General features: G+C 71.4%; 19 protein-coding genes, 1 tRNA gene and 4 pseudogenes. 15 read left to right on the top strand and 9 right to left on the bottom strand.

Annotation, left to right across the window (positions count from 1 at the left end; genetic code table 11):
- Nucleotides 1–160: 160 nt before the first annotated feature.
- Complete coding sequence (locus tag AC27LF_RS02470; protein ID WP_479656084.1) at nucleotides 161–703, bottom strand: DUF6023 family protein; 543 nt, start codon at nucleotides 701–703, stop codon at nucleotides 161–163.
- Nucleotides 704–1,495: 792 nt separating this feature from the next.
- Nucleotides 1,496–2,668 carry a hypothetical protein gene (locus AC27LF_RS02465; RefSeq protein WP_479656085.1) on the bottom strand — a complete coding sequence of 391 codons (1,173 nt, stop codon included), beginning with the start codon at nucleotides 2,666–2,668 and terminating at the stop codon, nucleotides 1,496–1,498.
- 157 nt (nucleotides 2,669–2,825) lie between these two features.
- On the opposite strand from AC27LF_RS02465, the gene AC27LF_RS02460 reads away from it, so the two are divergent.
- On the top strand, nucleotides 2,826–2,975 hold the full coding sequence (locus AC27LF_RS02460; protein WP_479656182.1) for a hypothetical protein: 150 nt from the start codon (nucleotides 2,826–2,828) through the stop codon (nucleotides 2,973–2,975).
- Between the two features lie 50 nt (nucleotides 2,976–3,025).
- Here AC27LF_RS02460 and AC27LF_RS02455 read toward each other — a convergent pair.
- A pseudogene (locus AC27LF_RS02455) lies at nucleotides 3,026–3,118 on the bottom strand (hypothetical protein); the annotation flags it as partial.
- Nucleotides 3,119–3,447: 329 nt separating this feature from the next.
- Here AC27LF_RS02455 and AC27LF_RS02450 point away from each other — a divergent pair.
- The 4 genes and pseudogenes from AC27LF_RS02450 to AC27LF_RS02435 form a co-directional block, all read left to right on the top strand.
- A pseudogene (locus AC27LF_RS02450) lies at nucleotides 3,448–3,681 on the top strand (helix-turn-helix domain-containing protein); the annotation flags it as partial.
- Between the two features lie 158 nt (nucleotides 3,682–3,839).
- Nucleotides 3,840–4,820 (top strand): helix-turn-helix domain-containing protein, encoded by a 981-nt coding sequence (locus AC27LF_RS02445; RefSeq protein WP_479656086.1) that lies wholly within the window; start codon nucleotides 3,840–3,842, stop codon nucleotides 4,818–4,820.
- Nucleotides 4,808–5,269 carry a cupin domain-containing protein gene (locus AC27LF_RS02440; protein ID WP_479656087.1) on the top strand — a complete coding sequence of 154 codons (462 nt, stop codon included), beginning with the start codon at nucleotides 4,808–4,810 and terminating at the stop codon, nucleotides 5,267–5,269. Before AC27LF_RS02445 ends, AC27LF_RS02440 begins: the two co-directional genes overlap by 13 nt.
- The gene (locus AC27LF_RS02435; RefSeq protein WP_479656088.1) at nucleotides 5,266–6,180 is read left to right on the top strand and encodes an NADP-dependent oxidoreductase; all 915 of its coding nucleotides are present in this window, start codon (nucleotides 5,266–5,268) and stop codon (nucleotides 6,178–6,180) included. Before AC27LF_RS02440 ends, AC27LF_RS02435 begins: the two co-directional genes overlap by 4 nt.
- Before the next feature lie 63 nt (nucleotides 6,181–6,243).
- Here AC27LF_RS02435 and AC27LF_RS02430 read toward each other — a convergent pair.
- Nucleotides 6,244–6,883 (bottom strand): annotated as a pseudogene (locus AC27LF_RS02430) (transposase family protein).
- A gap of 179 nt (nucleotides 6,884–7,062) precedes the next feature.
- On the opposite strand from AC27LF_RS02430, the gene AC27LF_RS02425 reads away from it, so the two are divergent.
- Complete coding sequence (locus AC27LF_RS02425) at nucleotides 7,063–7,377, top strand: DUF6980 family protein (protein WP_479656089.1); 315 nt, start codon at nucleotides 7,063–7,065, stop codon at nucleotides 7,375–7,377.
- A gap of 223 nt (nucleotides 7,378–7,600) precedes the next feature.
- Nucleotides 7,601–8,059 carry a hypothetical protein gene (locus tag AC27LF_RS02420; RefSeq protein WP_479656090.1) on the top strand — a complete coding sequence of 153 codons (459 nt, stop codon included), beginning with the start codon at nucleotides 7,601–7,603 and terminating at the stop codon, nucleotides 8,057–8,059.
- Between the two features lie 45 nt (nucleotides 8,060–8,104).
- Here AC27LF_RS02420 and AC27LF_RS02415 read toward each other — a convergent pair.
- Together AC27LF_RS02415 and AC27LF_RS02410 are read right to left on the bottom strand one after the other, a co-directional pair.
- Nucleotides 8,105–8,500 (bottom strand): annotated as a pseudogene (locus AC27LF_RS02415) (IS701 family transposase); the annotation flags it as partial.
- A 71-nt stretch (nucleotides 8,501–8,571) separates the two neighbouring features.
- Nucleotides 8,572–8,946, bottom strand: coding sequence for a VOC family protein (locus AC27LF_RS02410; protein WP_479656091.1), 375 nt, complete (start codon nucleotides 8,944–8,946; stop codon nucleotides 8,572–8,574).
- 694 nt (nucleotides 8,947–9,640) lie between these two features.
- On the opposite strand from AC27LF_RS02410, the gene AC27LF_RS02405 reads away from it, so the two are divergent.
- Complete coding sequence (locus tag AC27LF_RS02405) at nucleotides 9,641–10,069, top strand: hypothetical protein (protein WP_479656092.1); 429 nt, start codon at nucleotides 9,641–9,643, stop codon at nucleotides 10,067–10,069.
- Between the two features lie 248 nt (nucleotides 10,070–10,317).
- Here AC27LF_RS02405 and AC27LF_RS02400 read toward each other — a convergent pair.
- A tRNA-Arg gene (locus tag AC27LF_RS02400) sits at nucleotides 10,318–10,393 on the bottom strand.
- A 320-nt stretch (nucleotides 10,394–10,713) separates the two neighbouring features.
- On the opposite strand from AC27LF_RS02400, the gene AC27LF_RS02395 reads away from it, so the two are divergent.
- The 7 genes from AC27LF_RS02395 to AC27LF_RS02365 all read left to right on the top strand — a co-directional run bounded on the left by AC27LF_RS02395 (nucleotide 10,714) and on the right by AC27LF_RS02365 (nucleotide 20,708).
- Nucleotides 10,714–12,321, top strand: coding sequence for a dynamin family protein (locus AC27LF_RS02395; RefSeq protein ID WP_479656093.1), 1,608 nt, complete (start codon nucleotides 10,714–10,716; stop codon nucleotides 12,319–12,321).
- Between the two features lie 3 nt (nucleotides 12,322–12,324).
- Nucleotides 12,325–14,652, top strand: a complete 2,328-nt coding sequence (locus AC27LF_RS02390) for a GTPase (protein WP_479656094.1) — start codon at nucleotides 12,325–12,327, stop codon at nucleotides 14,650–14,652.
- A gap of 774 nt (nucleotides 14,653–15,426) precedes the next feature.
- The gene (locus tag AC27LF_RS02385; protein WP_479656179.1) at nucleotides 15,427–15,891 is read left to right on the top strand and encodes a single-stranded DNA-binding protein; all 465 of its coding nucleotides are present in this window, start codon (nucleotides 15,427–15,429) and stop codon (nucleotides 15,889–15,891) included.
- 299 nt (nucleotides 15,892–16,190) lie between these two features.
- Complete coding sequence (locus tag AC27LF_RS02380) at nucleotides 16,191–17,657, top strand: Cys-Gln thioester bond-forming surface protein (protein ID WP_479656095.1); 1,467 nt, start codon at nucleotides 16,191–16,193, stop codon at nucleotides 17,655–17,657.
- Nucleotides 17,658–17,908: 251 nt separating this feature from the next.
- Nucleotides 17,909–19,573 (top strand): energy-dependent translational throttle protein EttA, encoded by a 1,665-nt coding sequence (gene ettA, locus AC27LF_RS02375; RefSeq protein ID WP_479656096.1) that lies wholly within the window; start codon nucleotides 17,909–17,911, stop codon nucleotides 19,571–19,573.
- A 2-nt stretch (nucleotides 19,574–19,575) separates the two neighbouring features.
- Entirely contained in the window at nucleotides 19,576–20,037 is a 462-nt protein-coding gene (locus AC27LF_RS02370; protein ID WP_479656097.1) for an acyl-CoA thioesterase, read from the top strand.
- Nucleotides 20,034–20,708: a DUF8185 domain-containing protein gene (locus AC27LF_RS02365; protein WP_479656098.1), complete on the top strand. Its 675-nt coding sequence runs from the start codon at nucleotides 20,034–20,036 to the stop codon at nucleotides 20,706–20,708. Before AC27LF_RS02370 ends, AC27LF_RS02365 begins: the two co-directional genes overlap by 4 nt.
- 140 nt (nucleotides 20,709–20,848) lie before the next feature.
- Here AC27LF_RS02365 and AC27LF_RS02360 read toward each other — a convergent pair whose 3' ends face one another.
- Both AC27LF_RS02360 and AC27LF_RS02355 read right to left on the bottom strand, forming a co-directional pair.
- Nucleotides 20,849–21,805, bottom strand: a complete 957-nt coding sequence (locus AC27LF_RS02360) for an ABC transporter ATP-binding protein (protein ID WP_479656099.1) — start codon at nucleotides 21,803–21,805, stop codon at nucleotides 20,849–20,851.
- 34 nt (nucleotides 21,806–21,839) lie between these two features.
- Nucleotides 21,840–24,719 (bottom strand): FtsX-like permease family protein, encoded by a 2,880-nt coding sequence (locus AC27LF_RS02355; protein ID WP_479656100.1) that lies wholly within the window; start codon nucleotides 24,717–24,719, stop codon nucleotides 21,840–21,842.

The raw sequence follows: 24,719 nt of genomic DNA, 5'->3' as shown, positions 1-24,719 counted from the left end.
GGCAGCGTCCCGCCTCGGCCCCGCGCCGGCTCCTACGGCACCCTCGGCGGCGGGAGCACGGCCTGGGCCCCGGCCTTCGGGTCAGGCGCGGCCGGGACGACGGGACTCGGCACCGGCTGCTCATCGCGCGTCACGCCAGGAGCGCTCGGATGCGGCCGCATCAGATGGCGTCGATACGCCAGGCGATCCCGCCGCTCGAACCCTTGGTGCGGTCGACGTCGATACGTATGGGCTTGTGCACCGTGATGCGCCGCTGGACCACCGACTGGTCGCAGGGGACCGGTGTCTGCGCTCTCTCCGGTGTCTGTGTGCTCTCTGCTGTCACGGTGCTTGCTGAGGTGCTTGCCGATGTCATGGCGAGGCGCGCGCTGCCGCTGCCGAAGCAGATCAGGCTGAGCCGGTAGGTCCTGCCCGCGCTCAGGGCGGGCTCGGTGTGGATGCCGTCGCTGACGCGCTCCGAGCCGGCTTCGACCATCTGCCCGTCCATCTGCCCGTCGTCGACGGCGGCCAGGGCCGCCTGGGCCCGCTCGGCGAGCTGCTGCTCGGACGGCCCGGCGGAGGCATGAGACGTGCTCGGCGTGGTGGGCGGCGACGCCGTCCCCGACGCGTCGCCTTCGCTGCCCGAGGTGCAGGCGGTGAGGAGAAGCGCCGAAGCGATCAGAGCACATCCGACGCCCGAAGCCCGCGGAACCAAGTGGACCATGACGAAGTTCCCCCAGCGTGAGCGCCGACACCGAACGGCCGGAACGGTCCAGGAGACGGTACTCCAGGGTCAGCTTCCCAAGGGCGGCCAGGGGTGTACCCGGCCGATCCCGCGGCCCCCGGACGTCGCCTGGGGGACAAGGCGCGCGAGGCGGTGCGTACGCCGTTCGACTACGAATGTCCCGCAGGTGGGCGCGTCCATGACCGCCGTCCCACCTGCCTGACCCGGTGGTTGCACATCGACGTCCCGGCCGGCCCAGGTCGCTGGCTGGACGGGCACCGGTGTGCCGGTGCCGCCGGCTGGGAACCGCCCCGGCCCGCAACGGCCGGAACCGTAGGCAGGGCCCGCGCGGTACCCGCACGGGGGAGCGCGCCGCTCGCCGATGTCGGGCGGATCGATACGGCCGCGCCGTGACGGTCGCTCCCGCCCGGTGCTACCGGTCGTGCAGGATCTGTCCTCCCTGGACGGCGTCCATGATCTCTTCACCCGGACATGAAAGAGCCCCTCACGCGTTTGGGCAGGTGAGAGGCTGTATGCGCCCCGGCAGGAGCCGCAATCAAGGGCTGGTCGTGGCGCACCCTGTGTGACCTGCGGAGATTCGCTCGTGGTGACCATGTCGGGGCATCTGCCGAAGACGCGGGTCAGTTGACGCGGTGATCACACTGCACTGGGCGGATCGCTGCGCAGGTTCGAGTCCTCGACGGGGAACCAAAAGATGGGAACGGGCGCGACCTGCCGTTTTGCGGGGGGATGGGCGACGGTGGAGGCGACGTATGTCTTGCCGTAGGGGCGTCAGGGGGTGGGGAGCCCAGCGGCGTCAAAGCGGTCCATCAGGGAGGGTTTGCCGTGGTGGGCTTCGCGTAGTGTGCCGATGCGTCGCTCGAAGTCGGCGGTGGTGCCGGTGCGGGAGTGGACATCGCGCAGGTCGGTGAGGAGGGCGACCGCGATGTCGTACGGGCCGGGTTTCTTCTCCGCGATCAGTTTGTCGACGTCCTGCCACGCCCGCTCGGTGTCCTTGGCGAGCCGGGCCAGGTGCGTGTCCCGGGCGCGGGAGCTCTCCATGGCCCGTGCCCGTGCGGCGGCGGCCTTCTCCTCCGTCTCCCGTCGGGTGCGTTCGACGCGATGGAGGTGGGCGGCGTCCAGGAGCCCGGCGGCGGAGCGGCGCCCGTCGGCGGTGCGCGGGCCGGGCAGGCGGTCTGAGTGGTGGCCAGCAAGGAGAACTGGTCCGGGCTGTGGGGTGACCCCGAGTGCGGCGTCCAGCAGCAGAGCGTCCTTCTCCTCGACGGGGAGTGCGGTGATGTAGGCGGCCAGGGCCGCGCGGTCCGTGGCCGTCTGCGGAGCGGGGGCACTTGCTTGGGCGGCGACGGCCAGGAGGTCGGCGTCCACACGCAGGAAGTCGGCCAGGGCCTGCTGGGGTCCGGTGAGTGTGGCCAGCCCGGCGGGCACGGGGGGCTCGACCTCGCGGGCGTACTCCTCTTCGTCGTCCTCGGCCAGCTCCCACAGGCCCAGCGCGGCGAGCCAGGCCACGTACAGCCCTCGCAGGTCACCGGCGGCGAGTTCGGTGCGCAGCCCGATGAACGCGGACAACGAGAAGGAGGATTCGAAGTCCCACTCGCCGCTGTCTTCCGGCTCCAGACAGAAGTCGAGGAGGGTGTGCCCGGAGCGCGTCCACACGCGCAGCGATTCCTCCAGCGCGTAGGGGGCTGCGGCCTTGGTTGTGAGCAGGGCGGCGGGCAGACGCAGGAGAAGGCGGCGGCTGCCCCAGTTGGCGTAGTAGAGGTGGGCGTCGTAGAACTGCTCGACCATCTTGGTCGTATCGCCCCGGAAGTCGCCCCAGTGGTACTCGTTGGTGAAGCTTGTCGGGGTGATCCGGGCCCGGGTGGACAGCGCCCGCACCTCTGCGAGCTGGTCCTCGCTCAGCGGGCGGTCGATGGCCAGGAACTCGTAGTACTGGTACTCGCTCACGGCCTGGCACCTTACCCACCACGGCCAGCGGGGTCACGTGGTGGGATGAGCGAGGAGAACGGCCTGGCCGCGCCGACGGCGAGGTGGACGGCCTGCGTCGGGACCGCGTCGCGGTCAATGGTCGGCCGCTGTCGCGGCGTGCCTCACGGCGTTTGTCGTGTTGTTCGGGCTCGTGGACATCCTGCGTCCGGGCCTGGGCCGGTACGTGGCGGACGCCCTGGCCACGGGGACCGCCTCGACGGTCGCCCTGACCGTCTTCGCCTTGGTCGATCGCTCCAGCGGACGCCACAATGACGCGGCAGGCTGACGCCGGCACTGCGATCCCGTCTGGAACTTCCAGGCGATCGCGTCGATCACCTCTCGGTGGTCCCGCCACCGGCCACCCCGCCGCGGCGTCCGATCTGGGAGTAGCGGCTCGATTCGCGCCCACTGCGTGGCCGCCAACGGCACGCACGAACAACGACCGGCGGGGCTGGTTGGAACGGTGCAGCTGTCAGGTGGTCGGCCCAGTGCGGAGCTGCCGCACGTCCCGCACGAGCGTGTACGAAGCACTGAGGAAGATCACGACTCCAGCTACGGGCCAGAGGACCGACGCCCCAGAACGGTACTCACGAACGGCAAGAACGAGCAGCATCACGGTGGCGAAGACGCCCAAGGCTGAGATCAGAGCACTGATGCGGTGAGTCACGCGGACATCATCAACGACAACCTCGGCCAGCGGAAGTGATCCAAACGAACCGGCCTGGCTACACCTACAGCCTGGCCAGTTCCGCAAGCTCGTGCGCGTCGTGGCGCAGCGCGGCGGGGACGAGATCGCCGTCGGCCGCCCTGGCCGGCAATGGCGACTGGACCTAGCCGACCGCGTGCTACTGGTCGCCGCCTACTGGCGCACCAACCTCACGATGCGCCAGATCGGACCGCTGTTCGGCGTCTCGCACTCCGCCGCCCATCGCGTGATCGACACCCTGGGCCCGCTACTGGCACTGGCCCCGATCCGGCGCACCGATTCCGATCTCGGTGCTGCGCTCACCGTTCGGCCGTCGGTCGCCGGCGCGACCGAGCCGTCCACCGCGTGCACCAGAGCCTGGTAGAGCAGATGCGGGCCGGCGCCGCTGTAACCCCCCGGCCGAACACCGTGTCTGAGCAGAAGTGTCGCCGTTATCGTTGACCGGTGATCGGCAATTTTGAGTCGTTCCAGGACGAGCTGGCCGCCAGCGGGTTTCCGCCGCTGGTCAACAAGCTGGCCGGGGCCGGCTTCCGGGGCCGGATCGCCACCCGCGACCTCGGGCCGCTGCGGCTGGTCTCCCTCGACACGCCCAAGAGCGCCTGCATCGGGCGGGAGCGCGACGCCTGCGACGGCGAGAACCTGGCGGTCAAGGTGATGACCCGGGGCCGGACGCGGATCGGGCAAGGGCGCGGCGACGCCGAACTCGGGCCGACCGACCTGGTACTGCTCGATCCCACGCGTACGCTCCGGTTCGAGAGCACCGCCGCAGCGCACGTCACCATCCTGGTTCCGCGCCGGGAGCTGCGGATCCGGCCCGCGCAGATCGACCGGCTCATCGGCGTACGCATCGACGGCAACCACGGCCCGGGCGCTCTGGTCTCCGTGCTGGCTCGGGAGTCGGCGCGGTCGGCGACCGGGTTGCGCGAGGCGGAGGCGCTGCGGTCGGCGGCGGCCGTCGTCGAGCTGATCGCGGTCGCACTGGAGGCCCGGCTCGGCGACGAACAACCGGCCCCGGACGAGTGGCTGCGGAACCGGATCACCGGCTACATCGAGGCGCGGCTGGCCGACCCCGATCTGTCCCCGACCGGCATCGCCGCCACCCACAACATATCCGTACGCCGCCTGCACAAGCTGTTCGAGGACCAGCCGCTCACCGTCGCGGCCCTGATCCGCCGTCGCCGCCTGGAGCGCTGCCGGGCCGAGCTGACCGGCAGCGGACGTACGGTCACCGCCGTGGCCGCCCGGTGGGGATTCTCCGATCCCACCCATTTCAGCAAGCTCTTCAAGGCGACGTACGGCTACAACGCCAGCGCACTGGTGACCAGCAACCGTGCACAGACGACCAAGACGCGCACAGCCGGCCCGGACAAGGATGGTGGTGACCAAGGCAGGCAACAGCAAGAGGAGAAGTCGTGGCGAAGGTAAACATCGTCCGCCCCGGTGAGGGCGAGATCCTCGGCAGCGGGGCGCAGCAGATCCGCATCCTGGAGAACGGCGAGCACACCGACCACCGGCTGGGGTTCGCCGAGGTCACCATTGCGCCGGGCACCCCGAGCCCGTTGCAGCATCGCCACGCCCAGCATGACGAGGGCTTCTACGTGCTGGCGGGAACTTTCCGGTTCACCGTCGGCGAGGACCACTACGACGCCGGGCCGGGCACCTGGGTCATCGTGCCGACCGGGGCGCCGCACACGTTCGCCAACGTCGGCGACGAGAACGCGGTCATGCTGAACACCTTCACGCCGGACCTGTATGTGCAGTACTTCCGCGACTTCAAGGCCATGATCGATTCCGGGCAGCCGGTCAACGCCGAGACCATGCAACCGCTCTGGAAGAACTACGCCACCGAGATCTCGGACGAATACGCCTCGTGAAGCGCCTTCAATACGACCGCTACGGCGGCCCGGAGGTGATGCGGCTCGCTGAGTTCGAGCCACCACGCCCGGGTCCGGATGAGGTTCTCGTCCGCGTCCGAGCGGCGGCTTCCAACGCGCTGGACTGGAAGATGCGCAACGGCGAGATGAAGCTGATGACCGGCCGCTCCTTTCCCCGGGCGATGGGGCACGACTTCGCCGGAGTCGTCGAGGCGGTCGGCGCCGGCGTCACCCGGCTGAAGGCCGGCGACGCGGTACTCGGCGTGGCTCGGTTCCGGCAGGCGGGGGCGTTCGCCGAGATGGTGACGGCCCCGCAGAAGGCGGTCGTGCTCAAACCGGTGGACCTTTCGTACGAGCAGGCCGCCGCCCTGCCGACCGTGGGCGTGACCGCCTACCAGGCCACGGCGGAAATCCGGCCCGGGCAGGCGGTCTTCGTCAACGGGTGCCTGGGCGGTGTGGGCCGGGCCGCCGTCCAGTTCGCCCGGGCGCGGGGAGCCTCGGTCGCCGGCAGCTGCCGCAACCCTGCGGCCGACGAGGCCCGCGAGCTCGGCGTCGAACCGGTCGTGGGTTTCGGCTTCGACCCGGCCGCCCTCGCGGAACGGTTCGATCTCGTCCTCGACACGCCCGGCATGCTTCCCTTCGCCGCGGCCCGAACGCTGCTGAAGCCCGGCGGAACCATCGTCGACATCGTCCCAACCCCGGCCAAAATGATCAGAAGCGCACTGCCCGGCCCGTTCCGGGCGATGATGGGCCGGCCGGTGACCGCCGACCTGGAGGAGGTGGCCCGGACCCTGCGCCTGCCCATCGCCCGTACAGTCTCGTTGGCGGAGGCGATTCCCGCCCTGACGGAGCTGGAGCGCGAGCAGCGCCCGAAGGGCGGCAAACTGGTCATCGCCATGGCCGGAAGCTGAGCCCAGCCGAGCTGAGGGATGTCTCGTGACTGCTCTTGGCAGTGACCACTGACCGACTCGCGGTCAGCCCGTAAGGGCGATGTTGTGCAGGTGGGCGATGCCCGAGGCGGTGTCGGCCAGGGTGCTGGCCGCGTGGCGGTAGTCCCGCAAGGTTTTCCAGCACTTCATCCGCGCCGGCGCATGTTCTACGCGGGCGCGGACCTTGCGGTGGATGGCGTTGAGATCTTCCTGCCAGTCGGTCAGTGTCCCGTCGGCGGGTTTACGGCAGGGCATGATCACGCCGGGGTTGCCCTGGTAGCCGCCGTCAGCCATCACCGGACGCCCGGCCAGTTTCTGGTCGATGCCGGAGGTGCGGTAGACGGTGCAGTCGTTGCGGTTGCCCGGTTGTGGATCGCCGGTGGCGATGGCCAGGCGGGTGTCGGCGTCGATGGCCACCTGCACAGTGGCGGAGTAGCGGTAATTCTTGCTGGGTGCGGCCAGTGGTGGTCACGAGTGGGACCAAGGTTCCGTCGACGATGGCGGCCTGGTCGATCCGGCGGCGCCGGATCGGGGCCAGTGCCAGTAGCGGGCCGAGGGTGTCGAACACGCGATGGGCGGCGGAGTGCGAGACGCCGAGCCGGAACGGGTCATACACCCGGGCCCAGGGCCCGTACCGCTCGGGTACGTCCCGCCACGGGACGCCGGTACGGGTGCGAAACCGAATGCCATCCGATCAGCTGCCGCCGGGTCCATATCGGTGGACGGCCCGGTTTCTTGCCCTTCGGTAACAATGGCTCCAGCCGTGCCCACTGCGTATCCGTCAGATCTCTACGTGCCATCCGGTGATCATCACAGACCGTGATCTACTTCGGGGAAGGTGCCGATGGATGAGAAGCCGAGGTCATGACCCACCACTGCTGCGAGGCGATGAGCCGCCACGTGAACGTGCGCTGCGACCAGCACAACGACCCCTTCGCCTGCCCGGACGCTTTGATCGACTTCAGTGCCAAGTTCCAGGAGTACGGTCTGATCATCCACGACGGTGGCACATCGAGCATCACCGTCCACTTCTGTCCCTGGTGCGGACGGCGTCTCCCCAAGTCACAGCGAGACCGATGGTTCGACGAACTCGAACGCCGTGGGATCGATCCGTGGGAGGACGAAATCCCTGCCGAGTTCCAGGACGACCGCTGGCTTGCCGCCCTACCCCGGGACTGACCAACCAACAGCCTCTCAAGTCACTTCCGATACACGCTTTAGCACGCTTTAGCACAGTAGCCATATTCGGCTCATCCGGCCGGGTTGGAGCGTTTGGCCGGTGCATAGAGAACTCCATGATCTTGGGGGGAGCAATAGTCAAGACCCGTGGTCTGGATAGCTTGTGTCCCTGTGCTCGCCGAGGCGATGACGGGTTTCACCTGGTGTCTGTAGCATCACGGGCATGCCCGGTATGTGGATCGGTCTCGACGCCGCTGCCCGGCGGAGGAATTGGTGGTGGACCGGGTTCTTGACGCTGGTCTGCGTCGGCGCGGCGGTAGCGGTGGCACTGTCTGGGCGGGCGGCGGATCGATGGTGGTGGGTTGGCGGCGTCGCCGGGTTCTGGCTGGTCGGGTTCTTTTACATGATCAACCGTGGATACGGTCGGACACTCCTCACGCCGAATGGGATGGAGTTCCGCACCTTCGTCAGTCGCAGATCGGTCCCGTGGTCCGAGATCGCCCGGATTGAGAAGCGGCGCCACCAAGCGCGCAGTGGTGAGTGGTGGGACGTGTGCGCCGTGCGGGTCCGTGGTCGGGCGCTCACGGTTCCGGGCGTCTTCACCAGCAGGAGGTGGGATGCCGACTTCGAGGAGAAGTTGGCGGTGATCCGCGAGTACTGGTCCCGCGCAGTCGTCGGTTGATGGTGCTCAGGCCGCGGTGGCTTCGGGTCGCTCCACAAGTTGTCCGTCACCGGTGACCCAGCCGACGGGGTGTCCGGCGTCCAGGAAGCGTTCGATCATCGTGCGGGCCAGTTCCGGCTTGGTCGCGAAGACGGTGTCCTCGCCGAGCCCCGCTGCCCGGCAGCGATCCGGGTCGCATGTCCAGGAGCGCGGGATGTACAGCTCCCGGTCCACCGCCGCGTGTCCCCGGGCGCCGGCGTAGACGAGGTAGACGGCGACCTGGGAGTTCTCGATCCGCCCGGCCGTTCCGGCGTACTGGCGCTGGACCCCGACCGTGTGGGTGCCCTTCTTCACATCGCCGGTCTCGTCGACGACCAGCACCGCTGCCTCGTCGTGGAGGTGCTTGACGACGTATTCGCGCACGTCATCGCGGATGGCGTCGGCATCCCGCTGTGGCCTGCGGCCACCGTCTCATTGTCAGTCCACACAACTCACGATGATCAACGGTGGCCGCACCCCTGCGGTGTCTCCTGTCAGTCCCGGACGAGACAGAACGGGTGACCTGCCGGATCCGCGAAGATGCGCCAACTCCGCTTCCCGTCCCCCTCATCGAGGAGTGAGGCGCCCAGATTGAGGACGTCTTCCTGAGCTCGGTCCAGGTCCTCGACACTCAAGTCGAGGTGAAACTGCTGGGGCCGAGCGGGATCCGGCCACCGTGGTGGCTGATGACCTTCCACCCGCTGGAAGGCCAGCACGAGCCCGTCGGTGTGGAGCGTCGCCCAGCCGTCGCCGAGCGACCACCGCGGATCCGGCTGGTTCACTACGCCGCCGAGAAGCGACTGGTAGAACCGGGACAGTTCAACGACATCGGCACAGTCCAACACCACACACTGCAGCTTGGCGATCACGAAGGCCAGCGTCTCACGCCGCCTGATCACGATCTCAGTTGGAGTACTAGACCACAGCTGTGGCGGGTGGATAGCGCTGAGTTGGCCAAGCTGAGTGCTGCGGATCGGTGCGGAGCGTAGCGCGGATCACCGGCGACATCGCATCAGGCCACCTTGCTGAACAGATATCGGGCGGTGGAGCCGCGTGACGCGTTGGGTTGGGCTACAGAGAGCGGCTTGCTTCCTGCCCTTGCTCAGCTGTATGCGGCGATTTGATCGAATGCGTCGCTGCCACCTGTCTTCTGGGCATGCCCATGTATAGAGGTTCCCCGCTCAGTGCCACGATCCGCACTACTCCATGCTCATTTGCCGATCATGCGCTGCCAAGAGGTTGCCGGTTCGACTCCTTGCACGCATGGACGTTCATGAAAAGCGCAGCGGCGGCGCGAGGCAATCAAATTTCGAGAACTGGCTTGCTGATTGCGAGGATCGCCCTTGACGGAGGGCACGTTCGACGTCCGGATATTCAACATCGAGGCCCGCAAGCGCCAGAAGGGGTGCACCTACAGGGTCGTTTGGTCAGTCAACCGGCGCAAGCACAGGCGAGTTCGTGGTGCACAGGGCTGAGCCTGAGGTAGGCAGTCAGTGGACTGACACCGGCGACGTACACGAGGAGCGGGCCCTCAAGGGACGGGCAGAGGGCGATACTCGCTCGGTGCCGGTTCACCCGGACGTCGTGTTCCTCCTGCGAGCGGTCATCGACAAGTACAAGCTCAAGCAGGATGGACTCCTGTTCCCCGGCGAGCGTGGCGGGCCCCTGGCCGGCTCCGTCTACAGGCGCGTATGGAGCAAAGTACGCGAGGCGGTGCTTACGCCGTACGAGTACACATCCCCCGCAGGAAAGCGCGTTTACGACTGCCGTCATACCTGCCTCACGGGATGGCTGAACGCCGGCATCCCCCCAGCGCAGGTCGCCGAATGGGCCGGCAACGGTGTGGCCGTGCTTCATGCGACCTACGCCCGATGCGTTACGGGGCAGCTCGCGAACTACCAGAAGCAGATCGAGGCGGTCCACCCGGTAACGGCGCGAGTAGCGCCGGTGCCTCCTCTTGCCGGCGTGGCGCGGCCCGGCACGTCTCGGTAGCTTCGCGTAGCGGTCCGTGGCTCATGGTGATGGGTCACGGACCGCTTGTGTGACTGGAGGCTCCGCTCGGGGAGACCGAGGGCCCGATCCCTGGGGGAAGCATGGGGGACAGATACCCGTAGAGACCCGGGTTCAGCCGGTGTCAGCCGGAACTCGGCAGGGTCGACGCCCTCAACCGGATCAACCTGCAAATCCGGCGCGTACCCCATCTGACCAGCGGGAATACCCTCCCGCGGGAGGGTGGTGACTGGCGCCCCCGGCAGGACTCGAACCTGCGGCCAAGCGCTTAGAAGGCGCCTGCTCTATCCACTGAGCTACGGGGGCCGGTGTGGTGGCCTCGTTCGTGGTGCCCGGGTGCGGGCCGATCCGTGACGTTGCCGGGGACAAGGATAGGGCTCCCGCATCCTTGTCCCTGTTGCTTCGCCTCCGTGGCTCAATGTGGAGGTTCGGTGAAGCGGTCCTGATAATCGCAGGCAGGTGCGAATCGTGCATCGCTTTTGGCGCCTCGCGCACCGGGTGTTGTGCACTCGTTATGCCTGAGCTGTGCCCGTGTCCCAGTCATCCCTTCCGCCCGTTGTGTCCTGTCGGCACGCAGGCAACGCCATATGCTTCAGAATTCCCCTAAAATTGGGCATTCTTCGCATGTGGTGACCTTGGACGTACGGCCTCAGCTGCTCGACGCACTCTCCGCCCTGCGCGACCGTGTCGCCGCCGCACGCTTTCCGCTGCCCCTGGCGGGGGCCCCACGCGCGCGTGCCAACCGCGACGAACTGCTCGCCCAGCTCGACGACTACCTGGTGCCCCGGTTGCGCAGCCCCGAAGCGCCCCTGCTGGCCGTCGTGGGCGGGTCCACCGGCGCGGGCAAGTCGACGCTGGTCAACTCACTCGTGGGGCGGCGGGTCAGCGAGGCGGGCGTGCTGCGGCCGACCACCCGGACCCCGGTCCTGGTGTGCCATCCGGAGGACCATCACTGGTTCAGCGGGATGAGGGTGCTGCCCGCCCTCACGCGCGTGTGGGTGCCCCAGCAGGACCCGGGGGACGATCTGCTGCTCCCCGGCGAGGACCCCGCGCGCGTCCTGCGGATCGAGACCGCCGAGAGCCTTCCGCGCGGGCTCGCCCTGCTCGACGCCCCCGACATCGACTCCCTGGTCGCCGACAACCGCGTCCTCGCCGCCGCGCTGATCTGCGCCGCCGACATCTGGATCATGGTCACCACGGCCGCCCGGTACGCCGACGCCGTGCCCTGGCACCTGCTGCGCACCGCCAAGGAGTACGACGCCACCCTGGTGACCGTCCTCGACCGGGTGCCCCACCAGGTCGTCTCCGAGGTCTCCCGGCAGTACGGCGCCCTGCTCACCAAGGCCGGCCTCGGCGAGGTACCCCGCTTCACGGTGCCCGAGCTGCCCGAGTCCGCCTGGGGCGGCGGCCTGCTGCCCGCCAGCGCGGTGGCCCCGCTGTGGAACTGGCTCGCCCACCAGGCCCAGGACCCGGGCGCCCGGCAGCACATCATGGCGCGTACGGCGTACGGCGTTCTCGACTCGCTGAAGAAGCGGATGCCCGAACTGGCCGGCGCCGCCGCCGCCCAGTACGCGGCGTCGGTGCGGTTGGTCACCGCGGTCGACAGGGCGTACGAGACCGAGCACGCGCGCGTGCGGGGCCGGCTGAACTCCGGGACCGTGCTGGCCGGGGACGCGCTGAAGCGCTGGCGCGCCTTCCCCCTCGACTGCACCGCGGGTGAACTGCTCGACGCCCTGGTGGGAAGCCTGGCCGCGCTGCTGCTGTGCGCCGTCACCGCCGCCGACGAGCGCGTCGACGAGGCATGGCGGCGCGAGCCGGCCTCGACCGCACCGGGGCTCGCCGAGCGCGACACGTCACCGGAGAGCGCCGAGCACCGGATCGGCCTCGCCGTACGGCGATGGCGGCGCGAGGTCGAGGAGTACGCCGAGGAGGAGGTGCGCGAGCTCGAACGGAGCGTCGCGCCCGACCCGGAGGTCGTCGCGGCCCTGACCGCCACCGTCGTACTGGGCGGGCGCCGGGCCAGGACCGCCGGTGAGGGCCTTGCCGACCGCCTGGGCGCGCACCGCGCGACACGGCTGCGCGAGCGCGCCGGAAACCGGCTGGCCGAGTACCTGGACCGGGTCATGAACAGCGAACGCGAGCGCCGTCTCGCCCCGCTCGACGTCCTCGATGTCCACCCCGAACCCCAGGCCGAACTCATCGCCGCCCTGTCCGTACTGCAGAAGGAGAGGTGACCGGTGACCGCCGTCACTGACCAGGACCACACGGAGCACACCGATCACACCGGCGACACGGCCTCGCGGAAGGCCGCTCCGGGCACCGAGAAGCCTGAGAGCGGCCCTTCTGCGGAGCCCGGGAACGCCGTCCCCGGAGCGGACGCGGCCGAGACCGGTCACTCCGAAGAGGGCGGCGAGGCGGAGCGGGCCCGGAGGCGGGACGCCGACTCCGACCCCGAAACCGGCTCCGAATCCGGCACCGGCGCCGACACCGCCTCCGGCTCCGGCTCCGGCTCCGGCGACGGTGCCGGGCACGCGCGCGTGATGGACGATCCTGGAGGGCACGTGCGTGTGACGGATGAACCTGCGGACCACGCGCGCGTGGCCGACGAGACCGCCGCCTCGGGGGCCACGGACGCCGCTGACGCCAGGGGATCCGCGGGCGCCGGGGAGTCCGCGGGCGTCAGAGCATCCGCCGACGTCAGGGAGGCCGCGGGCGCGAGGGATTCGGCCCGTGGCATGGACGCCACCCGGTCTCCGGACCCCAGCAGTCCCATGGGCCCCGCCGGTCCGACCGACTCCCCGGGCCCCGGCGCCGCCCCGGAGCCGACGGGGGGCACGGAGTCCGCGGAGGGCGCGGACTCCGCGGGCGCCTGGGACGACGGGCTGATCGCGCGGCGCGTGGCCGAGACCGCCGACGCCGAGCAGCCCTCCCTGGTCGAGCCCCGCGCGTCGACCCCCCAGACCCCGGCGGCACTGGCGTACGACGGCCCGCTGCGCTCGCGCCTGGACGCCCTGCGGGAACTGGTCGGGCTCTCCCGCACCCGGCTCGACAGCGTCACCCTCGCCGAGGCGGGCCGGGTCCTGGACGAGGCGGCGGCACGGCGCAAGCTCTCCGGGCAGCACACCGTCGTCGCCATCGCGGGCGCCACCGGCAGCGGCAAGTCCCAGTTGTTCAACACCCTCGCCGGGGTGACCATCTCGGAGACCGGGGTACGGCGGCCGACCACCGCCGCGCCCATCGCGTGCAGTTGGAGCGACGGCGCGGCAACCCTCATCGACCGGCTGGGCATCCCGGGACGGCTGCGCAGGCGTCCGCTGCAGAGCCCGGAGGCCGAGGCGCAGCTACGGGGACTGGTCCTGATCGACCTGCCCGACCACGACTCGGCCGCCGTGCAGCACCGTGAGCAGGTTGACCGCATCCTCAAGCTCGTGGACGCGGTGATCTGGGTCGTCGATCCGGAGAAGTACGCGGACGCCGTCCTGCACGAGCGTTATCTGCGGCCCTTGGCGGGACACGCGGAGGTCATGTTCGTCGTCCTCAACCAGATCGATCGGCTCCCCGGTGAGGCCGCCCACCAGGTACTCGATGATCTGCGCCGGCTGCTGGACGAGGACGGGGTCGCCCTCGGCGAGCACGGCGAGCCGGGCGCGACCGTGCTCAGCCTGTCCGCGCTCACCGGCCAGGGCATCCCCGAACTGCGCGAGGCCCTTGGCCGGTTCGTCATCGAGCGCGGCGCGGCGGCCCGCCGTATCTCGGCCGACGTGGACGCCGCGGCGGCCGGGCTGCGGCCCGTGTACGCCACCGGGCGGCGCTCCGGGCTCACCGAGGAGGCGCGGGAGGAGTTCTCCGCCCGGCTCGCGGACGCCGTGGGCGCCACGGCGGCGGGCGAGGCCGCCGAACGCGCCTGGCTGCGCAACGCCAACCGGGCCTGCGGGACGCCCTGGCTGCGGTTGTGGCGCTGGTACCAGAAACGGCTCGACGCGCCCACCGGGCGGCTGCTCGTGCGTACCCAGGCGGACGAGGAGGCCACGGCGCGGCAGCGCGTCGAGCAGGCGGTGCGCACGGTGTCGGACCGGGCGTCGGCCGGGCTGCCCGCGCCGTGGGCGCAGGCGGTGCGCGAGGCGGCCGTACGGGGCTCCCAGGGGCTGCCCGAGGCGCTGGACGAACTGGCGGCACGGACCGGGCTGTCGCCGAGCAGGCCGCCGCGGCCGGGCTGGTGGCCGGCGGCCGTGCTGGTCCAGGCGGCCATGACCCTGCTCCAGATCGTGGGCGGGCTGTGGCTGGTCGGGCAGATCGTCGGGATCATGGCGCCGAATCTGGGCGTGCCGGTGCTGCTGATGGTGGCCGGCATCGTGGGCGGGCCGATCGTCGAGTGGAGCTGCCGGATGGCGGCGCGCGGGCCCGCACGACGGTACGGGCAGGAGGCGGAACGCCGATTGCGCGAGGCCGCAGCGGGCTGCGGCCGGGCCCGGGTACTGGACGCGCTGGCCGCGGAACTCCTGCGCTACCAGGAGGTACGGGAACAGTACGCCCGAGTCACCCGAGCCCCAGCGGGCGTGGGGTGACCCGACGTCGGCCACCGGCGCATCGGCAGGCAGCGGGCGCGGCCGGCACCGGTGGGCGACGGCGCGTACCGGGAGGCGCCACCGACAGGCCCGGTAGGCGGTGGGCGTCGCTGGGTGGTGGCGCGTAGCGCACCGGCAGGCCCGGCAGACGTCGGCGCATCGGGGTGCATGTGGCGGGCATCGGCGGGTGGTGGCGTGTGTCGGCGGGCGGCACCGGCGGGTTCGGCGGACGTCGGTGAGCGGTGACGGGTGGCGGGGCATCGGGGTCCCGGCAGGCAGCGGTGGTGTGGCGGTGGGGTGGCGGCAATTGCTGGCAGGCACCGGCAGGCGGTGGCGGACGGCAGTCGGCGGCGGCGCGGCGGGCGGTAGGTGACTCGTGACCCCGTGGGACCCGTGACCGTGTGGGACCCGTGAGCCCGCAACCCCCGAACCCGCAGCCCCTGTCCTCGCAGCCCGCAACCCCCGAACCCGCAGCCCCTGACCTCGCAGCCCCCGATCCGCTCCCGCAGTCCCCGTTGGTCCGTGCCCAGCTGATACCGCAGGGCCCGTGGATGCACAGCGCAGCGTCGATCACTCGTTTGGGGGTGGGGGTTTTCCACAGGCGGCCGGTGGTCCACAGCGCTCAGCGGGGTCGGTCCGGCGGAGGCAGTCTGGGTTCCGCGGCGATCGCGACGCACGGAAGGCGTGCGGCCGACGCCGTGGACGCTGCCGTACGGGACGGGCCCGTACGCGTATCCGCCGGGCGCGAGCGACCGGGCGGGGGAGGGGTTCATGATGAACGAGACGATGGTGTGCGTGGTGGGCAACGTGGCGACGCAGCCGGTGTACCGGGAGCCGGCGGCAGGCCCGTCGGCGCGGTTCCGGCTGGCGGTCACCTCGCGCTACTGGGACCGAGAGAAGAGCACCTGGGCCGACGGACACACCAACTTCTTCACGGTGTGGGCCAACCGCCAGCTCGCGGTCAACGCGGCGGCCTCGCTGAACGTGGGCGAGCCGGTCGTCGTACAGGGCCGGCTGAAGGTGCGTACGGAGGCGCGCGAGGGGCAGCAGGGCCGGGTGTCCGCCGACATCGACGCGGTGGCGATCGGCCATGACCTGGCCCGCGGCACGTCGGCCTTCCGGCGGGCCGGCAAACCGGAGCCGGCGGCGCCGCAGCGACCGGAGCCCAACTGGGAGACACCTCCGGGGGAGTCCGCCCCGCCCGCCCAACGACCCTCGGAGACAGCCGCCGTGACATGACGTCGCTCACGGCGAGGGACGCGGCCCGGCCGCGTCGCCCACGGCCCGGCCGAGGCCCCCGAGGCAACCGCACCTGGTCGCCGATGAGCCCCCACCACCGGGTGGATTTGTCGATAAGCCCTGCTCGCGACGGGTCCTGGCGATAACGATTCCGAGTCGGATCGGCCGTCCGGCCAGCTGACCGGCCAGCCGGGTTGCGACTGATCTCTAGGATGCCGGGCGTAGCCCCCGGGGCTGTTGATTCTGCCGGTGGGACCGCTCACCCCCACGTCAACGGGTCCTGCTCGAAAGGGAATTCTGTGCTTGCTGCGTTCTCTCGGTTCTGTGGCACCTCCACGCCCGCGCGTCGGCGAGGCCCGTCACGGCTCGCCGCCGCGACGCTGCTGACGGGGCTCGTGGCGGCCGGTGTGCTGTCGGGTGCCGGGGTGGCCGCCGCCGGCGAGGAGGCACAGGGCCAGGGCGGGGCGACCGCCACGCTGGGCGGCCTGAAGACGTACGGAGAGGCCGTCATCCACGGCGACGGCGGCGACCTGAAGGTGGCGGCGGGCCTGTTCGAGATGTCCGTCGAGGGCGGCGGCATGCTGCAGACGTACTGCGTCGACATGCACAACCCCACCCAGAAGGACGCCAAGTACGAGGAGACGCCCTGGAGCGGCACCTCGCTCGGCACCAACAAGGAAGCCGGCAAGATCCGTTGGATCCTGCAGAACTCCTACCCGCAGGTGAACGACCTCGCGGCACTGGCGAAGCGGGCGGGCGTCGGCGGCCTCACCGAGCAGGACGCCGCGGCCGGCACCCAGGTGGCCATCTGGCGCTACTCGGACGGCGCCGACGTCGACGCCGTCGGCGCGCGGGCCGAGAAGCTCGCCGACTACCTGGAGAAGAGCGCCCGTGACATGGCGGAGCCACGGGCCTCGCTGACCCTGGACCCGCCCGCGGTCTCCGGCCACCCGGGCACGCGGCTCGGCCCGGTGACGGTGCGCACCAACGCGCGGGGCGTCACCGTCGTCCCGCCGGCGGACGCCGCCACCAGCGGCGTCCGGATCGTCGACGGGAACGGCAAGGTCGTCACGTCGGCGAAGAACGGCAGCAGACTGTACTTCGACGTCCCCGAGGACACCGCCGCGGCCACCGGCGGGGCGACCTCACCCGCGCCGGGCGGGGCCAGCGGGACCGCCGCGCTCACCGCCCAGGCGTCGACCACGGTGCCCGTGGGCCGCGCCTTCGCCTCCGAGAGCCGCAGCCAGACCCAGATCCTGGCCGGCTCCAGCGAGTCCACGGTCTCCGCGACCGCGAGCGCGACCTGGGCGGAGAAGGGCCCGATACCGGCGCTGTCGGCCCGCAAGAACTGCGCCGCCGGCGGTGTGGACATCAGCGCCGCCAACACCGGCGACAAGCCCTTCACCTTCGAGCTGATGGGAGGCGAGCACACCATCCCGGCGGGCGCCTCGCGCACGGTGACCATCCCGCTCCAGGAGGACCAGCCCTACGACTTCACGATCACCGGGCCGAACGGTTTCTCGCAGCGCTTCACCGGCGTCCTCGACTGCAAGACCCAGGGCAGCGAGGCCGGAATGTCGACCCAGACCCTGGCCGAGCCCAGCCCGGCCACGGTGGGCGGCGCCTCCGGCGGCACCACGAACCTGGCCGCGACCGGCGGCTACAGCGCGACCCCGGTGATCACGGGCGTGGCCATCGGCCTGGTGGTGATCGGCGGCGCGGTCCTGGTCCTGCTCCGCAGGAGGGAATCACCGACGGCCGACTGACCACCACGGCCCGACCCCGTCCCGTTCCTTGAAAACTCCACAGAGCCCAACCGAAACGACCACCACGGCCGCACCCCGCCCCGCCACCGGGCCGGCCCCGGAAGGCGCGCACCCCGGGGCGGCCCCGCCGCCACCAGCGAACCCCCAGGTCAGGGCACCCCGGTCACACGGGTTTCCGCCTGGGGGTGGCGGTACGGCAAGATGGGCTGTATCTGCCCACTGCCAGATTTCAAGCTGCCGGACGGTTTCTCTTGGCTGAGTTCATTTACACCATGCGCAAGGCGCGCAAAGCGCACGGCGACAAGGTGATCCTCGACGACGTCACCCTGAACTTCCTGCCGGGTGCCAAGATCGGCGTCGTCGGCCCGAACGGTGCCGGTAAGTCGACCGTGCTGAAGATCATGGCGGGGCTGGAGCAGCCGTCGAACGGCGACGCGTTCCTCTCGCCCGGCTACACCGTGGGCATCCTGCTCCAGGAGCCCCCGCTGGACGAGAGCAAGACGGTCCTGGAGAACGTCCAGGACGGCGTCGCCGAGATCAAGGGCAAGCTCGACCGGTTCAACGAGATCGCCGAGCTGATGGCGACCGACTACTCGGACGCGCTGCTGGAGGAGATGGGCAAGCTCCAGGAGGAGCTGGACCACGCCAACGCCTGGGACCTCGACGCCCAGCTGGAGCAGGCCATGGACGCCCTGGGCTGCCCGCCCGGGGACTGGCCCGTCACCAACCTCTCCGGTGGTGAGAAGCGCCGCGTCGCGCTCTGCAAGCTCCTCCTTGAGGCCCCCGACCTGCTCCTGCTCGACGAGCCCACCAACCACCTCGACGCCGAGTCGGTGAACTGGCTGGAGCAGCACCTGGCCAAGTACGACGGGACCGTGGTGGCCGTCACCCACGACCGGTACTTCCTCGACAACGTCGCCGGCTGGATCTGCGAGGTCGACCGCGGCCGGCTGCACGGCTACGAGGGCAACTACTCCAAGTACCTGGAGACCAAGGCCGCCCGCCTCAAGGTCGAGGGCCAGAAGGACGCCAAGCGGCAGAAGCGCCTCAAGGACGAGCTGGAGTGGGTGCGCTCCAACGCCAAGGGCCGGCAGGCCAAGTCCAAGGCGCGTCTGGCCCGCTACGAGGAGATGGCCGCCGAGGCCGAGAAGATGCGGAAGCTGGACTTCGAGGAGATCCAGATCCCGCCGGGCCCCCGCCTGGGCAACGTGGTCGTCGAGGTCAGCGACCTCAACAAGGGCTTCGGTGACAAGGTCCTGATCGACGGCCTGTCCTTCACCCTCCCGCGCAACGGCATCGTCGGCGTCATCGGCCCCAACGGCGCCGGCAAGACCACCCTGTTCAAGATGATCCAGGGGCTGGAGACGCCGGACTCCGGTGACATCAAGGTCGGCGAAACCGTCAAGATCTCCTACGTCGACCAGGGCCGCGCCAACATCGACCCGAAGAAGTCGCTGTGGGAGGTCGTGTCCGACGGTCTCGACTACATCAACGTCGGTCAGGTCGAGATGCCGTCCCGCGCCTATGTCTCCGCGTTCGGCTTCAAGGGCCCGGACCAGCAGAAGCCGGCCGGTGTCCTCTCCGGCGGCGAGCGCAACCGGCTCAACCTGGCGCTGACCCTCAAGCAGGGCGGCAACCTGCTGCTCCTCGACGAGCCCACCAACGACCTCGACGTGGAGACCCTGTCCAGCCTGGAGAACGCCCTGCTGGAGTTCCCGGGCTGCGCCGTCGTCGTCTCCCACGACCGCTGGTTCCTGGACCGTGTCGCCACGCACATCCTCGCCTACGAGGGTGAGTCGAAGTGGTTCTGGTTCGAGGGCAACTTCGAGTCCTACGAGAAGAACAAGATCGAACGGCTCGGCCCGGACGCCGCGCGTCCGCACCGCGCCACCTACAAGAAGCTGACCCGGGGCTGACCTTGCGGCACATCTACCGCTGCCCGCTGCGCTGGGCGGACATGGACGCGTACGGCCACGTCAACAACGTGGTCTTCCTCCGCTACCTGGAAGAAGCCCGTATCGACTTCCTGTTCCGCCCGGACAAGGATTTCCAGCAGGGGTCCGTGGTGGCGCGCCATGAGATCGACTACAAGCGGCAGCTGGTCCACCGGCACGAGCCCGTGGACGTCGAGCTGTGGGTGACGGAGACCAGGGCGGCGTCCTTCACCCTGGCCTACGAGGTGAAGGACGGCGAGCAGATCTATGTCCGTGCCTCGACGGTGATCGTGCCGTACGACTTCGAGGCGCAGCGCCCGCGCCGGATCACCGCGGAGGAACGGGAGTTCCTGCGGGAGTACATGGATGACGCCGACGCCGACACCGCCGCCGAGGACGACGGCGAGGACAAGGGCGAGAACGAGGAGGAGGCCGTCGCCGCATGACGGTGCTCCACCTGGCCGACGACGGGGAGGCGGCGGATCTCGCGGCCTTCCTGTCCCGGTTGCTCCACTACGACCGTGGCGCCGCGGTGCGGTTGCAGGCGGCGGGAACGGCCCTCGCGGTGTTCGGCCGCCCGCCGTCCTTCGAGGTGCTGGCGATCCGCGCGGTGCGGCTGGCCAAGCCCTACGAGAACGGGCTTGAGGTCACCCTCGATGTGACCGTGTCCGCCGGTGAGCTGCTGGAGTCCGTGGACGAGTCGGCGGTCACCGCCGCCGTTCCCGCGGCGGTGACCGGACCCCCGTGGGCGGGGGTGCTGCCGCCGCGCGGCGGATGGCGCCCGGAGCCGGGTCTGCCCGCGCCGGACGCGCTGCGCACGCTGGTCGCCGCGGCCGTCGCCGAGTTCCGCACCCGTTCGGGGGAGCTGGCGCCGCAGCGGCGGACACGGGCGGAGCTGGACCGGATCGGGCGGGACATCTGGTCCCGTACGGTCGCCGGGACCCCGCTGCCGATACGGGCCGTGCACGCGGCGCAGTCCCTCGGTTTCCTGCGGCGCCGGGGTGCCGTGGAGGCCGGGTTGTTCTCGTCCGGGGCCTGGCTCAGGCTGCGGACGCCGTACGGATCGGTCGCCGTGCGACAGGCGGGCCTGGGAGCGCTCGACGTCAGCGTGCGCTGACCTCTCCGGGCAGCGGCAGTCCGCCGGCGGGGCCCAGTCCGTTGCGGTTCGGCGCCCTGGAGAGGCGCGGGGAACTGCGCGACGGCCACGGCGGTGCCGCGGACGGCCGACGGCGCAGCGTGGCACTTCCGGCGCGGAGTTCAGCGGTCCTGGCTGTCGTCGGGCCACACGCCGATGTGGTCCGGTTCCAGTTCCAGGGCGACCCGGTCGCGCATGCCCAGGGCCTCGGTGTACTCGGCGGGGAGCTGGAGACGGCCGGCGCGGTCCAGCATGGCGTACTCGCGGGCGACCACCGTCTCATGGCCCGTGGCCGCGTCGATCTCGCTGCGGCGCAGGACCTCCGTGGAGGTGCGGCCGTCCCGGATGGCGACCGTGCGCCGGACCTCGTCGGCCACCGCCTGGTCGTGCGTGACGATGACGATGGTGGTGCCCAGCCGTTCGTTCGCGGTGCGGAAGGCGTCGAAGACCTGCGCGGCGGTGTGGGAGTCGAGCTCGCCGGTGGGCTCGTCGGCGAGCAGGACCGCGGGCGAGTTGGCGAGCGCCACCGCGATGGCGACGCGCTGCTGCTGGCCGCCGGACATCTGCTGCGGACGGCGGTCGCGGCAGTCGGCGACCTCCAGCAACTCCAGCAGCTCCAGGGCGCGTTCCGCGCGGGCGCGGCGGCGCGGGCGGGTGCCGGACAGGCTCAGCGGGAGGGCGACGTTCTGGGCGGCGGTCAGATAGGGCAGCAGATTGCGGGAGGTCTGCTGCCAGACGAAGCCGACGACGTCGCGACGGTAGGCGAGGCGGTCCTTGGCGGTCATGGCGAGCAGGTCACGGCCGGCGACCCGGGCCGCCCCCGCGGTGGGGGTGTCCAGGCCGGCGAGGATGTTCATGAGCGTGGACTTGCCGCTGCCCGAGGCGCCGACCAGTGCCATCAGCTCCCCCTCGCGGACCAGCAGGTCGAGGCCCTGGAGCGCCTGCACCTCGACGCCGTCCGTGGAGAAGATCCGGACGAGCCGGTCGCAGGTGATCAGGGCGTCGTGGCCGTAGGCCGGGCGGTTGCGGGCCTCGGTGACCCGGTCCGCCAGCTCGGTGAGGGTGGGATTGGTGGTCATCGCGTCTCCCGCACGGTTGACAGGCTGGCTCGGCTCATCGCGCATCTCCCGCCCTCAGTTCCCGCACCGACCCGCGTCTCCCGGTCCACCACGCCTGCACGGCGGCCACCCCGACCGCCGTGACCAGCACGATGAGCGCGGGCACGGTCAGCGCCAGCGGGTCCGTGTACAACTCGGTCCTGCCGGCCGATGAGCCGGCCGAGGGGAGGGCGACGGCGGTCAGATCGATACCGGGGGACAGCAGCCGGATCGCCGCCCAGCCGGTCAGCGCGCCGCCGGCCGCGGCGAGCAGGGCCTGGGGCAGGGATTCCAGGACGAGCAGGCGGCGGGCCTGCGCCCGGGTCAGGCCCATGGTGCGCAGGCGTGCGAGGAGCGCGGCGCGTTCGGGGGCGGCGCGCAGCAGGGCGAGGAGCAGGGCCAGTACGGCATAGCCGGCGCCGGCCGCCACCGCCGCCGTGTAGACGTGCTCGGCACCGGTCTGCAGGGGCGGGTCGGCGTAGCGTGCCCGCTCCTGTGCGCGCACCCGCACGCCCGCGGTGGGGCCCGCCGCCCGGGTCAGTGCCTTCGCGTCCACGTGGTAGCCCGTGACCAGCAGGGCCGTCGTGCGGGCCGCGGCGGCGCTGAGCCCGGCGCGGTCCACCACGAGGAAGCCGTCGCCGGTCACGGCCGGGGTACGGTCGCGGACGACGGTGATCCGGACGGAGACGGTGGTGCCGTCCTCCAGCCGTACCGGGAAGGGGCGGTGGGTGCCGTACGCCTTCGCGACGGACGGCGAGGCCAGGGCGGGCAGCGGCCCGCCGGCCGCGGGACGCCTGAGCCGGTCGGCGTCGAAGGCGCCGAGGCCGGTGTGGGCCGCCAGCGCCCCGTATCCGGCCGGATCCACCCCCGCCAGCGGTATCGGGGTCTGCTCGTCGAGCGGCTTCGCCTGGTAGCCGATGCCCGCTTCGGTGACGGCGCGCACTCCGGACACGCCGCGCACCCGGTCGGCGACGCCCGACGGCAGCGGTCCCTCGGACTCCACGCGGGCGTCGGCGCCGACGGTCAGCAGGGCGGCCCGGTCGCGGGCCTCGTTCACGCCCGCCAGTACGGAGCCGCCGAACGCCGCCGTGGTGAGCGCGGTCAGCAGCGCCAGCAGGGGCAGTACCGCCGAGGCCGAGGTGCGGCCCGCGCGGGCCAGGGACAGGAAGCCCACCGCGCCGCGCAGCCGTCCGGCCGGGCGGGCCAGCCGGCGCAGCAGGAACGGCAGGAGCCGGACCAGCACCAGCGCCGCGATCACCCCCACCAGCACCGGTGCGACCGACACCAGCTGATCGCCGGAGGGGCCGTCCGCCGACGAACCCGACGTGCCCCGTCTGCGCAGTGACTCCACCGCCGCAGCGGCAAGGACGAGCAGCGTCAGCTCCGCGACCGTGCGCCGCCGGGACGGACGCGTCGTCACCATGTCCTCGCGTGGTCCGGCGACCCGTACGAAGCGGTGGGCGAGCGCGGCGCGCACCGGAAGCGCGGCGCAGGCGATGACGGTGACCGCAAGGGCGGCGGCGACCGCGTACGAGGTACGGCCCTCGGGGACCACGAGGAGCGCGGCGGCCAGGCCGAGCGCACCGGCCGGTACGGCGACGGCCGCCGTCTCCGCGCACAGCCGCCCGGCGAGGCCGGTCAGGGAGGCGCCACGGGCGCGCAGCAGGGCGGCCTCGGCGCGGCGCCGGTCGGCGGCGAGCGCGCCCGCCATGAGGAGGACCACGGCGGCGACCGTCGCGGTGCCGAAGGCGGCGACGGCGACCAGTGGCGCGGTGCCCGCGCGCAGCTGGGAGAAGGAGATCAGGACGCCGTCGAGGCCGGTGGTCACGCTGGTGCCGGGGCCGGTGAGGGTGCGCACATCCTGTAGGCCGGGGCCCGACTCCAGGGTGGCGACGGCGGACTTCAGACGGCCGAGGTCGCCGGCGTGGAGGCGGTGCGGGTCGGGGGCCAGATACCAGTAGCACAGCGGGTCCCCGTCGGTGCCCAGGAGGGCGGGGGCGGCTTCGGGAGCCAGCAGCAGCGCGCCGAGCCAGTACCAGGAGCGGTCGGGGCCCCCGGTGGGCAGGGCCACCAGGCTCGGGGTGCGCAGCAGGGGGCGGGTCGACCAGTACCCCCCGGCGGCCTCGCGCGGGGTGACGATGCCGGTGACCCGGACGGCGAGCGGGGCCCGGCCCACGGCCGGCACATGGATGACCGAACCCACCTCGATGTGCAGGCTCTTGGCCGTGGTGGCGGTGACGGCGGCCTCTACGACGGGGGTCGTCGCGCCCACCGTGCCGGGCGTGCGCGGCAGGCGGCCCTCGCGCACCGTGGCATGGTCGGCGAGTCCGCTCTGCGCGACCAGGGCGACCCGGGCGGGCACGCCGCTCGGGCGGGGAATCCAGGGGTCGGGCACTTCCAGGTTCTTGTTCAGGGTCACGCCGTACGCGGACTGGGCGCGGTCGAGGGCCAGCGCTTCGGGGACGGTGTCGAGCAGCTTCTCGTACCGGTCTCGCAGGGCGCCGGGCAGCAGGGGCGCGGCCAGCTCCTCGGGGGACGGCGCGCCGGCGATCTGGGGCGCGGTGATCTGGACGCTGGTGCCCTCCGGGCGGGCCTGCTGGAAGGAGCGCCGCAGCCCCGCGTCCTCGTACCGGTCGACCGCGCGCGGGAAGGCGGCGGCCAGGCACGCGGTCAGCGCGACCAGCAGGGCGAGCGCGAGCGCGGCGAGCGGCGCGGCCCGCAACCGGGTGCGCACCCAAGGAGCGACCACGGACGACGCCTTGCCGCGCCCGGAAGACCGCTTGTTCCCCCTGGCCTCCCCCTCAGCCACCTCGTCCCCCTCAGCCACCTCGTCCTGCTCCGCCGCACTGTTCTCGGCGGCCGCACCACTGTGCTCGGAGTCGTGTTCGGAGCGCAT

The organism is Streptomyces diversicolor (assembly GCF_057537855.1).
The sequence above is the reverse complement of the archived record's forward strand: the minus strand, read 5'-3'. Positions and strand labels throughout refer to the sequence as shown.

Excerpts from the sequence above, each read along its gene's own strand:
- AC27LF_RS02470 (WP_479656084.1), bottom strand. The coding sequence starts at position 703 with ATGGTCCACTTGGTTCCGCGGGCTTCGGGCGTCGGATGTGCTCTGATC.
- AC27LF_RS02425 (WP_479656089.1), top strand. The coding sequence starts at position 7,063 with ATGACCCACCACTGCTGCGAGGCGATGAGCCGCCACGTGAACGTGCGC.
- AC27LF_RS02420 (WP_479656090.1), top strand. The coding sequence starts at position 7,601 with ATGCCCGGTATGTGGATCGGTCTCGACGCCGCTGCCCGGCGGAGGAAT.
- AC27LF_RS02385 (WP_479656179.1), top strand. The coding sequence starts at position 15,427 with ATGAACGAGACGATGGTGTGCGTGGTGGGCAACGTGGCGACGCAGCCG.
- AC27LF_RS02365 (WP_479656098.1), top strand. The coding sequence starts at position 20,034 with ATGACGGTGCTCCACCTGGCCGACGACGGGGAGGCGGCGGATCTCGCG.
- AC27LF_RS02360 (WP_479656099.1), bottom strand. The coding sequence starts at position 21,805 with ATGACCACCAATCCCACCCTCACCGAGCTGGCGGACCGGGTCACCGAG.
- AC27LF_RS02355 (WP_479656100.1), bottom strand. The coding sequence starts at position 24,719 with ATGCGCTCCGAACACGACTCCGAGCACAGTGGTGCGGCCGCCGAGAAC.